Raw genomic sequence first — 9,677 nt, 5'->3', positions numbered from 1 at the left:
CATGTGGGCCAGACATCAGGTCGTCGTTCTGGTGTTGTTGAACCCACTTGTTCAGGGTCGAAACGCCACCCCCCAAATCCGACGCAATCCGGGGTCGCGTCAGGCCGCTGGTCGTTGCAATGCGAACCGCGTCACGCTGGAATTCTTCGCTGTATCTTGGTGCCATTTCTTGTCTCCTTCATTGCGAATATCGCTCGAAAGAGACCGGAACTAAATCGGGACAAGACCAACGGGGTGATGTATCGCGCCCCTGCCGGCAGACAGCAGACAAAGAAGCGTCAGCCTCCGGCGCGCCTTCCTCGCCAGTTTTTGAGCCACGTCAAACGCTGGAGCAGAAACGGCTGTAATTTTGTTGTCGAGAACAACCAGGGCATTCGGGTCGCGGAGATTCGCAAAGGCTGGGCGCGCTGCAAGAAAATCGCCATGCAAATGGCCGAACAAAACGGCGTTGCCCTCGATCTGACCGGCGTTACACCACACACGCTGCGTCACACCTGCGCAACGTGGCTCATGCAAGGATCTGCGAATAAATGGGACGCGGCCGGTTTCCTCGGAATGAGCGCGGAAACACTGGAGCGAGTGTACGGCACCACCACCCAAACCACCAGGAATCGGCTGTCAAGGCCCTGGAAATGGGGCGCGCCCCAAACTAGGCCGCTTTTTCAAGAGAGAGAAAGTGACGTAAGTCATTGAAATTAATGGTGCACCCGACAGGATTCGAACCTGTGACCTCTGCCTTCGGAGGGCAGCGCTCTATCCAGCTGAGCTACGGGTGCCTGAGGCGGGATATAAGACATGTCCCGCCCCCCTGCAATCGGTTTTCACACCCTGATTGCACAAATCATGCAAACAGGTCGTGGCAGAGTTCCAAAGCGTCCACCAGAGTGTCAATTTCACCGGTGGTATTGTACATGCCAAAGGACGCGCGACAGGTCGCGGTGACGCCAAGATGCTGCATCAGAGGTTGTGCACAATGGTGCCCGGCCCGGACCGCAACGCCTTTTTTATCCAGCACGGTGGAAATGTCATGGGCGTGTGCCGCCCCCTCCAGAGTGAAGGAGAAAATCGCAGCTTTGTCCGCCGCAGTGCCCTGGATTTTCAACCAGTTCAACCCGCTGAACCTCAGACTGGCATAGGCGGCCAGTTCCTGTTCATGCGCAGCTATGCGATCCATACCAACCGTCATCAGGTATTCCAGTGCAACGCCAAGCCCGATGATCTGCACGATGCCCGGCGTACCGGCCTCAAACTTCATCGGCGGATCATTGTAGGTCACCAGATCCCGGGTCACTTCGCGGATCATGTCGCCGCCGCCCATGAAAGGCCGCATCTCTGCCAGCCGTTCTTTGCGCACGTAAATCGCGCCCGAAGCGGAGGGGCCATAGAGTTTGTGGCCGGTGATGGCGTAGAAATCGCAGCCAATGTCCTGCACATCCACCGGGCCGTGCACCGCGCCCTGAGATCCGTCAACGAGAACCGGAACCCCATGTTCATGGGCCGCCTTTGTGATGGTTTTCAAGTCTACTCTGGTGCCCAGAACATTAGAGGTCTGCGTGATCGCTATCAGACGGGTTTTGGGGCCAATGGCGTCGATCACTGCCTGTGGATCAAGCGAGCCGTCAGCAGCGGTCTCAACCCATTTCAACACCACACCCTGGCGTTCGCGCAGAAAGTTCCACGGCACGATATTGGCGTGGTGTTCCATCACCGACAACAGGATCTCATCGCCAGGTTCCAGCCGCGGCATCGCCCAGCCGTAAGCCACCATATTGATGCCTTCAGTGGTGCCCGAGTTCAGAACGATCTCGTCTTCAGACCCGGCGTTCAAAAAGCGTGCGATGGTGCCACGCACAGATTCATAGCGTTCCGTCGACAGATTAGAAAGGTAATGCAAGCCTCTGTGAACATTAGAATATTCTTCTGCGTAAGCGCGTGTTACCGCGTCTATTACACATTGGGGTTTCTGCGCAGAAGCACCATTGTCCAGATAGACCAGCGGTTTGCCGTTCACCTCACGGCTCAGGATCGGGAAATCTGCCCGGATTGCACTTACATCATACATCGCTCACCTCGTCGCGGGCGCGGCCTGCTTCTAAAAGCCCGGCCACCAGAAAAATCAGAAAAGCGCCAAGAGTCAGCGCCGCCAAAGCGGTTTCAGCAGCTCCAGGAGCGGCCAGTCCTTTGACCATCCCCCAAAACAACCACAAAGGGCTTGCGGCCAACATCGCCCAGAACAGGGCAACCCGGCTGCCATATCCGGTGGTAGCCATGCCGACTACGCGGGTCAGAAGATACAGCACAAACGCCAGGATATAGGCGATCAACGGGAACGCCATCAGCCAGACCATAGCGGATATCGCCAGCAGCGCTTGCAGCGGGATCGCGGGATCCAGATAGGCCTGGCGCGCCAGAGCCGGCCACTGAGATGCAAAGATCAAAGCGCAGGCCAGCAGCAGATAGACCACCATAAGATCTTCGCGCCGCCCCATCTCCAGCACCCCGCGCACGGCCTGGCGCGGCGCTCGATAAGTCTTCAGGATGTTGCCAATCAAAGCCATTATACACGCCGCCGTGTCAGCCAGCCCTCAAGGCGGCCACGTATATCATCGGCCAGCGAAGCGTCTTCAATCTCGGCGATCGCATCCTCAAGGAATGACAGGATCATCATGTCCTGCGCATCGGCCAGCGGCACTCCACGCGAGCGCAGATAAAACAGTGCGTTTTCGTCAATTGCCCCGGTGGTGGACCCGTGCGAACAGGCAACATCATCGGCGTAAATTTCCAGCTCCGGTTTGGCCAGGAACTGCGCATCATCGTCCAGAAGCAGCGCCTGGGAGATCTGATAGCCATCGGTTTTCTGCGCGTCGGCTTTGACCAGGATTTTGCCCTGGAACACGCCTTTGGCACCGTTGCGCAGCACCTTTTTGAATACCTGACGGCTTTCACAATTCACGCTGTCATGGGTGATGAACACCGTGTCATCGTGGTGGAAATCGCCGTCCCCAAGCGCAGCCCCGGCCACATGGGCCGAGGCATTGTCGCCGGTCAGCTCAATCACACATTCGTTGCGGGTCAAAACGCCATTCACAGTCACAGTGAAGCTTTTGAACTGACTTTCAGTAGCAAGGCGGGCAAATATATGGGTCGCGGCGCGACGCTCATGGTCCCGTCCCTGAGCACGTATATGGCTGAAACGAGCACGATCTGCGACATCGACTTCCAGCACCATGTTGAAACGCGCGGCTGCCGGGCCGTTTTCCAGCAGGGTCAGTTCGGCCTCTTCTTCCAGCCGCACGACGTGATGCAGCACAGCGTCGGAATTGTCAGCGCTGTGAACATAGATCAGGCTTACGGGTTTTTCGACTTTCCCGGTAACACGGATCAAAATGCCGTCTGCGACTGTGGCGGTGTTCAGGGCCGCAAGCGGGCGCTCAACCGGTGACTGCCCTTTTGCTTCCAACACGCCAAACAAGGCGCTGGCCCAGTGGGCATCCTCAGAAGCAGCCGTTTCCAGGCGTTCGATTTCAATGCCCGCGAGTGCAAGATCATCGGATGCAGAGGCGTCAAACACACCATCTACAAATACGATTTTCAACCGGTCAATATCGCCAAAGACCGGGGATTCGTCACTTTGCAGCACCGCTGCGGACCTGACATCGACCTGGCTCAGACTTGTGGGATCAGTATATTTCCAATATTCATCCCGCCGTCCCGGCATCCCCATCACCGACAGGCGTTCCGCCGCAGCCGCGCGGGCCAGTGCAGTCCAGCCGGATGTTGGCACCACCGGCAGCACCGCCATCCGCGCAACAGCTGCGTCGCGTTTTGCTTGCAGAACCGGCATTACGCAAACTCCGCCAGAATGTCAGCGTAGCCGTTTTCTTCGACTTCCAGCGCCAGCTCCGGCCCGCCGGATTTGACGATACGACCATTGGCCATGATGTGCACAACATCGGGTTTGATATGGTCCAGAAGACGCTGGTAATGGGTGATCACCAGGAAAGACCGTTTGCCATCGCGCAATGCATTCACGCCTTCAGCCACCAGTTTCATCGCATCCACATCCAGACCGGAATCGGTTTCATCCAGAATGCACATTTTTGGCTCAAGCATCGCCATCTGCAGGATTTCGTTACGTTTTTTCTCACCGCCGGAAAAACCAACATTGACCGGGCGTTTCAGCATATCTGCGTCGATTTTCAACGCTTTGGCTTTGGCGCGCACTTCTTTCAGAAACGCAGCCGCGCTGAGTTCTTCTTCACCGCGCGCCTTGCGCTGTGCGTTCACCGCGGTGCGCAGGAAGGTCATGTTGCCAACACCGGGGATTTCCACCGGGTACTGGAATGCGAGGAACAGGCCGGCAGCCGCCCGTTCTTCGGGATCCATTTCCAGCAGGTCTTTGCCATCCAGCGTCGCGCCGCCCTCAGTGACCTCATAGCCATTGCGGCCGGACAGAACATAGGAGGTGGTGGATTTCCCCGACCCGTTTGGCCCCATAATCGCATGCACCGTTCCAGGCTCTACCACCAGATCAACACCTTTGAGGATCTGTTTGTCTTCGTCCTGAAGTTTCACGTGGAGGTTCTTGATTTCCAACATTTTTTCTTCGTCCTTACGCATTCAGGAGGACACGTGCGCTGCACGGTCCCCATGAAAATTTGACAGTATTTTTGTGTGAGTTAAACCGGCAGGGCCTGAAGTATGGCCTGCAGGGCCTGCTCGGTCTGAGCAGGGATGTAAAGCGGTGTGAACAGGCCGGGCGCCCGTTCCAGCACGGATGACTCGCCCAGCAGCACCGCGGCGGCACCCGCCATCATCGCATAGGGCATAAATCCGCGATAAAGCGACAGGATCACCATCAGAACCAGACCGGTCAGTGCGGCCAGCAAAAACGGTCCGTAGGCGGCAAGCGGTCCGGCCTGCGCCACCAGCTCTGCCAGCGGTCCGTCGGGCTGCAAAAACTGAAAGGCCAGCTGCCGTCCGATCAGAACAGCTCCGGCGCCCGAGATCAGAGCCAGTGAAAACCGGCCCGACCAGCGCAGAGCCCGTGTGAGAAACGGCGCGCGCTCCTGCAGAAAAACGCGGTTTTGCGACGCATCGTAAGACGAAGCGCCAATGTGCACAGTGCCGGTGACGTTGCCCCGCCCGGATTCTATCCGACTGAGACGCTCCAGAAACATGTCTTGATGCGGCGCCATCGCTGCCCCCTGAGTTGCTCGTATTCAACCGACAATTGTGCAGGGAAATCTGGCAAAAATGTGGGACAAAGGTGGAGAGTTTCTGATCAGACGTTTTTTTCGTCCCCCACAGCCCCGCATACACATGTGACAAGCGCTGCGCGCGCCCTGCCCATTCCACGACAAGATCAGATGCTACGATTATGCCAGCGGTCAAATGCATCAGCTGATCACCACCGCAGTTCCGGAGGCAGACACCATCAGCATCGAATTGCCGATGACTTCATAATCGAGATCCACACCAACAACCGCATTGGCACCGGCTTCTGCCGCGCGTTGCTCCAGTTCTTTCAAAGCAGTTTCGCGCGCGTCCTGAAGCTTGTTTTCATAGGCCCCGGAACGCCCCCCCACGATGTCGGTGACGGCAGCAAACAGATCGCGCACCACATTGGCGCCCATGATGGCTTCGCCCACCACAATGCCTTTGTAGTCAGAAATCTGATAACCCTCGACAGAGTTGGTCGTGGTGATGATCATCTGTTCGTCCTCACTTGGTCTGAAAACCACGGCGCATTGCCCGTAGCCTTGCCTGGGTTTTTTCTTCACGCGCGGTTCGCATTTCTTTTTCGGTCTGCAATCGCTGCTTTCGACGTTTCTGAATAAAAAGTCTGCGCAACAAAACGGAAACCAGCATACCGCCCAGCAGACTACTCAATACAATAAGTGGAGCAGACAAAAACGCCAGATATTGCACCGACAGCGCTAAAAGCACGGCAGTGGTCCCGACAAACGAGCCGCTCACAGCTAGCATCTGTCGGACATCTGATCGGATCTGTGCTGCCACATCCCCGTTCATGATCAGCCCACCGAGCCTTCCAGCGAGATCGCGACCAGCGCCTGGGCTTCCATGGCGAATTCCATCGGCAGTGCCTGCAGCACTTCCTTACAGAACCCGTTCACCACCAGCGCCACGGCTTCTTCTTCGTTCATGCCGCGAGAACGGCAGTAAAACAGTTGATCCTCATCCACCTTGGACGTGGTGGCCTCGTGTTCAACCCGGGATGAATTGTTCTTCACCTCGATATAAGGCACCGTATGGGCACCGCATTTATCGCCGATCAACAGGCTGTCACACTGGGTGTAATTGCGGCTGTTTTTCGCCCTTGGATGCATCGAGACCAGACCACGATAGGTGTTCTGCGCTTTCCCGGCTGAAATGCCCTTGGAGACAATGCGGCTTTTGGTGTTTTTGCCCAGATGCACCATTTTGGTGCCGGTGTCGGCCTGCTGGTAATTATTGGTGATGGCGATCGAATAAAACTCGCCCTGACTTTCATCGCCGCGCAGGATGCAGGACGGGTATTTCCAGGTCACAGCCGAGCCGGTTTCAACCTGGGTCCACATGATTTTGGCACGATCGCCCCGACAATCGGCACGTTTGGTGACGAAGTTATAGATGCCACCCACGCCGTTCTCATCTCCGGGATACCAGTTTTGCACCGTGGAATATTTTACCTCGGCGTCTTCTTCGATGATGATTTCCACCACCGCAGCATGCAGCTGCGCCACGTCGCGTTTGGGCGCGGTACAGCCTTCCAGATAGGACACATAGGAGCCCTTGTCGGCAATGATCAGCGTGCGTTCAAACTGGCCGGTGTTTTCCGCATTGATGCGGAAATAAGTCGACAGTTCCATCGGGCAGCGCACACCGGGCGGGATATAGACAAAGGACCCATCGGAAAACACCGCTGAATTCAGCGTGGCATAAAAATTGTCAGACGCCGGCACCACGGTACCGAGATATTTTTTCACCAGTTCGGGATGTTTTTTGATCGCCTCGGAAATTGAACAGAAGATCACACCGACTTTTTCAAGATCTTTCTGAAACGTTGTGCCGAGAGAGACGGAGTCAAACACCGCATCCACCGCAACTTTGCGCTCGCCTTCAGGCGCTTCGACGCCGGCCAAAAGCGCTTGTTCTTTCAGTGGGATACCCAGTTTCTTGTAAGTTTCCAGCAGCTTGGGATCAACCTCGTCCAGCGACTTGGGTTTGACTTCCATGCTTTTGGGCCGGGCATAATAATAGATGTCCTGGAAATCAATTTCCGGATAGCTGACCATTGCCCAGGTCGGTTCTTCGATCTGCTCCCAGCGCTCAAACGCCGACAGACGCCATTCGGTCATCCATTCGGGTTCTTCGTTTTTGCCCGAGATCAGCCGCACGATGTCCGTATTCACACCCTTGGGCGCGTATTCCATTTCAATCTCGGTTTCCCAGCCGTATTTGTATTTTCCGGCCAGCGCACTCACGGCTGCGACAGTTTCGACTTCGACGCCGTCTTTGACTTTCAGATTTTCCACAGAACTCATCCTGATCGTTTCCTTCAACCTCCGGGCAAGCCCGGTATTTCTGGCGCGCGATACGCGCCTGTATTTATGCAGCCCGTGCGCGGTGACGAGCCTGTGCTTTGATCCAGGCCTCGGCAAACCCGGTAATGTCATTTTTTGTTGTCAGCGGGCCAAGCGACACCCGGATGGCGCTGCTGGCCCCGGCGTCATCATAGCCCATAGCGCGCAGCACCTTGCTGGCGTTGACTTTGCCACTGGAACAGGCCGAACCGGCAGACACCGCAAATCCGGACAGATCCATCTGCATCACCTGCGTCTCGCCTTTCCAGCCGGGCGAAATCATGTTGCAGGTGTTGGGCAAACGCTCCACACCCTGGCCGACAAAGATCGTGTCCGGCGCCGCGTCAGCGATACTTGTTTCCAACAGATCACGCAGTTCCGCAATCCGTTCCCAAACCCCGTTGGCCAGATCCCGGGCCGCGGCCTCGGCAGCAGCACCAAAACCGGCAATGCCGACAATGTTTTCCGTGCCCGAACGCCGGCCCATTTCCTGACCACCGCCCCGGATTTGCGCCGGCACATCAAGCCCCTGTTTCAGCACCAGCGCGCCAACCCCTTTGGGCCCGCCAAGCTTATGCGCTGAAATCAAAGCCATATCAGCTCCGATCCAGTTGAACGCCAGTGGCATCTTGCCAAAAGCCTGGGTCGCATCACACAAAGCCAGCCCTTCAGGCAGCTTTTGCACCACACCAGTTTCCGAATTTGCATACTGAACCGCACTTTTGCCCGGCTCAGCAACAACCACCTGGCCAGTGGCATCCACCGGCAGATCCGTTTCCGCCCAGGCGGTGACCGCACCATGTTCCACTTCCGCAGAATGCAAGCCACGTCCCGCCATCGCCAGCGCTGCGGCCTCGGTCGCAGAAGACGTGAACACCACATCAGCACCATCGGCGCCAAACGCGGCAGCGATCTGTGCGCGTGCCTTTTCGACCAGAGCTTTCGCCGAACGCCCTTCCGCATGTACTGAGGACGGGTTGCCCGACACATCCATTGCCGCCATCACCGCGGCGCGCGCCTCCGGGCGCAGCGGCGTGCTGGCGTTGTGATCAAGATAGACCCGGCTCATACGTCGTCCACCCCGTGATCCACCACTTGAAACAGGGTTGGCACCGCCGGACAGGGCGCAAGCCCGTTACCCACCACATCAGATAGTCTGGTCTGGTGCAAAAATACATAGACCTGCGCCGAAAGACCTTCCCACAACCGGTTGGTCATCGACTGGGCCCGGCTGCCGCAAATACCGCCAGACGCACCGGCACCGGTGTGCAGGGCCGAAACCGTTTCATCAACAGCCGCCAGAATATCCACCGCCCGGATCTCAGACGCCGCACGCGCCAGACGATAACCACCGCCGGGACCACGCACCGATTCAACCAGTTCTGCACGGCGCAGCTTGACAAAAAGCTGCTCCAGATAAGGCAATGATATATCCTGCCGCTTTGAAATCTCAGACAGCGATAACAACGCCTCTGGCGGTTGCATTGCCAGATCCGCAAGCGCAACCATCGCGTAGCGACCTTTAGTACTGAGTTTCATGGCTCTGCTTTCGCAATTTCATTGACCTTCTCTGACCTGGACACTACTCCCATAGGACCCAGTTCCCGCATTCAGAGCGGGATTTAGAATTGTTCTAAGATGACTGAGCAAATTCGTCAAGAATAGATCGACACGGACAGGAGAGACAGGCACATATGCCCGAGGTTATTTTCCCAGGCCCAGAGGGCCGTCTGGAAGGACGCTATCATCCACAGAAGGATAGGGGCGCACCGATCGCAATTATCCTGCATCCGCACCCGCAGTTTGGCGGCACCATGAACAACCGTGTGGTCTACAATCTGCACTACGCGTTTCACAAAATGGGCTTTACGGTGCTGCGGTTTAATTTCCGTGGCGTCGGGCGCAGCCAGGGTGAATACGACCAGGGTATCGGCGAGCTGTCTGATGCGGCATCCGCACTGGATTACCTGCAGTCAATGAACACCAACTCCAAACATTGCTGGGTTGCCGGCTTTTCGTTTGGCGCCTGGATCGGCATGCAGCTTTTGATGCGCCGCCCGGAAATCACCGGATTTATCTCGGTGGCCCCGC

The 9,677-nt window shown here is 56.9% G+C and carries 13 protein-coding genes and 1 tRNA gene; 2 read left to right on the top strand and 12 right to left on the bottom strand.

Annotation, left to right across the window (positions count from 1 at the left end; all coding sequences use genetic code 11):
• On the bottom strand, positions 1–166 hold a 166-nt coding region (locus DWA01_RS13835), incomplete at its 3' end, for a transposase (protein WP_136057665.1).
• Positions 167–237: 71 nt separating this feature from the next.
• Here DWA01_RS13835 and DWA01_RS13830 point away from each other — a divergent pair.
• Positions 238–693 (top strand): site-specific integrase, encoded by a 456-nt coding sequence (locus DWA01_RS13830; RefSeq protein WP_136057752.1) that lies wholly within the window; start codon positions 238–240, stop codon positions 691–693.
• 6 nt (positions 694–699) lie between these two features.
• Here DWA01_RS13830 and DWA01_RS13825 read toward each other — a convergent pair.
• The 11 genes from DWA01_RS13825 to iscR form a co-directional block, all read right to left on the bottom strand.
• Positions 700–776: transfer RNA gene (locus tag DWA01_RS13825), tRNA-Arg, on the bottom strand.
• 65 nt (positions 777–841) lie between these two features.
• Entirely contained in the window at positions 842–2,062 is a 1,221-nt protein-coding gene (locus DWA01_RS13820; protein WP_114286406.1) for a cysteine desulfurase, read from the bottom strand.
• A complete protein-coding gene (locus DWA01_RS13815) occupies positions 2,055–2,558 on the bottom strand; it encodes a YIP1 family protein (RefSeq protein ID WP_114286405.1) in 504 nt (167 codons plus the stop codon). The genes DWA01_RS13820 and DWA01_RS13815 overlap by 8 nt, the downstream gene beginning before the upstream one ends.
• A complete protein-coding gene (gene sufD, locus DWA01_RS13810) occupies positions 2,558–3,844 on the bottom strand; it encodes a Fe-S cluster assembly protein SufD (protein ID WP_114286404.1) in 1,287 nt (428 codons plus the stop codon). The genes DWA01_RS13815 and sufD overlap by 1 nt, the downstream gene beginning before the upstream one ends.
• Positions 3,844–4,599, bottom strand: coding sequence for a Fe-S cluster assembly ATPase SufC (gene sufC, locus DWA01_RS13805; RefSeq protein ID WP_114286408.1), 756 nt, complete (start codon positions 4,597–4,599; stop codon positions 3,844–3,846). Before sufC ends, sufD begins: the two co-directional genes overlap by 1 nt.
• An 80-nt stretch (positions 4,600–4,679) precedes the next feature.
• Entirely contained in the window at positions 4,680–5,198 is a 519-nt protein-coding gene (locus tag DWA01_RS13800; RefSeq protein ID WP_114286403.1) for a hypothetical protein, read from the bottom strand.
• A 201-nt stretch (positions 5,199–5,399) separates the two neighbouring features.
• Positions 5,400–5,714: a heavy metal-binding domain-containing protein gene (locus DWA01_RS13795; RefSeq protein ID WP_114286402.1), complete on the bottom strand. Its 315-nt coding sequence runs from the start codon at positions 5,712–5,714 to the stop codon at positions 5,400–5,402.
• A gap of 10 nt (positions 5,715–5,724) precedes the next feature.
• The gene (locus tag DWA01_RS13790) at positions 5,725–6,033 is read right to left on the bottom strand and encodes a DUF443 domain-containing protein (RefSeq protein WP_114286401.1); all 309 of its coding nucleotides are present in this window, start codon (positions 6,031–6,033) and stop codon (positions 5,725–5,727) included.
• A gap of 2 nt (positions 6,034–6,035) precedes the next feature.
• Positions 6,036–7,538 carry a Fe-S cluster assembly protein SufB gene (gene sufB, locus DWA01_RS13785; RefSeq protein ID WP_419187010.1) on the bottom strand — a complete coding sequence of 501 codons (1,503 nt, stop codon included), beginning with the start codon at positions 7,536–7,538 and terminating at the stop codon, positions 6,036–6,038.
• A 73-nt stretch (positions 7,539–7,611) separates the two neighbouring features.
• A complete protein-coding gene (locus DWA01_RS13780; RefSeq protein ID WP_114286399.1) occupies positions 7,612–8,655 on the bottom strand; it encodes a cysteine desulfurase family protein in 1,044 nt (347 codons plus the stop codon).
• Positions 8,652–9,125: a Fe-S cluster assembly transcriptional regulator IscR gene (gene iscR, locus DWA01_RS13775; protein ID WP_114286398.1), complete on the bottom strand. Its 474-nt coding sequence runs from the start codon at positions 9,123–9,125 to the stop codon at positions 8,652–8,654. Before iscR ends, DWA01_RS13780 begins: the two co-directional genes overlap by 4 nt.
• Positions 9,126–9,280: 155 nt before the next feature.
• On the opposite strand from iscR, the gene DWA01_RS13770 reads away from it, so the two are divergent.
• A partial coding sequence (locus DWA01_RS13770) for an alpha/beta hydrolase (protein ID WP_200832584.1) occupies positions 9,281–9,677 on the top strand: 397 nt, incomplete at its 3' end.

The organism is Candidatus Halocynthiibacter alkanivorans (assembly GCF_003333265.1).
GTDB classification, from domain to species: Bacteria; Pseudomonadota; Alphaproteobacteria; order Rhodobacterales; family Rhodobacteraceae; genus Halocyntiibacter_A; species Halocyntiibacter_A alkanivorans.
This window is presented reverse-complemented; position numbering and strand designations above follow the sequence as displayed.

Excerpts from the sequence above, each read along its gene's own strand:
- DWA01_RS13830 (WP_136057752.1), top strand. The coding sequence starts at position 238 with ATGTATCGCGCCCCTGCCGGCAGACAGCAGACAAAGAAGCGTCAGCCT.
- DWA01_RS13820 (WP_114286406.1), bottom strand. The coding sequence starts at position 2,062 with ATGTATGATGTAAGTGCAATCCGGGCAGATTTCCCGATCCTGAGCCGT.
- DWA01_RS13815 (WP_114286405.1), bottom strand. The coding sequence starts at position 2,558 with ATGGCTTTGATTGGCAACATCCTGAAGACTTATCGAGCGCCGCGCCAG.
- sufD (WP_114286404.1), bottom strand. The coding sequence starts at position 3,844 with ATGCCGGTTCTGCAAGCAAAACGCGACGCAGCTGTTGCGCGGATGGCG.
- sufC (WP_114286408.1), bottom strand. The coding sequence starts at position 4,599 with ATGTTGGAAATCAAGAACCTCCACGTGAAACTTCAGGACGAAGACAAA.
- DWA01_RS13800 (WP_114286403.1), bottom strand. The coding sequence starts at position 5,198 with ATGGCGCCGCATCAAGACATGTTTCTGGAGCGTCTCAGTCGGATAGAA.
- DWA01_RS13795 (WP_114286402.1), bottom strand. The coding sequence starts at position 5,714 with ATGATCATCACCACGACCAACTCTGTCGAGGGTTATCAGATTTCTGAC.
- DWA01_RS13790 (WP_114286401.1), bottom strand. The coding sequence starts at position 6,033 with ATGAACGGGGATGTGGCAGCACAGATCCGATCAGATGTCCGACAGATG.
- DWA01_RS13780 (WP_114286399.1), bottom strand. The coding sequence starts at position 8,655 with ATGAGCCGGGTCTATCTTGATCACAACGCCAGCACGCCGCTGCGCCCG.
- iscR (WP_114286398.1), bottom strand. The coding sequence starts at position 9,125 with ATGAAACTCAGTACTAAAGGTCGCTACGCGATGGTTGCGCTTGCGGAT.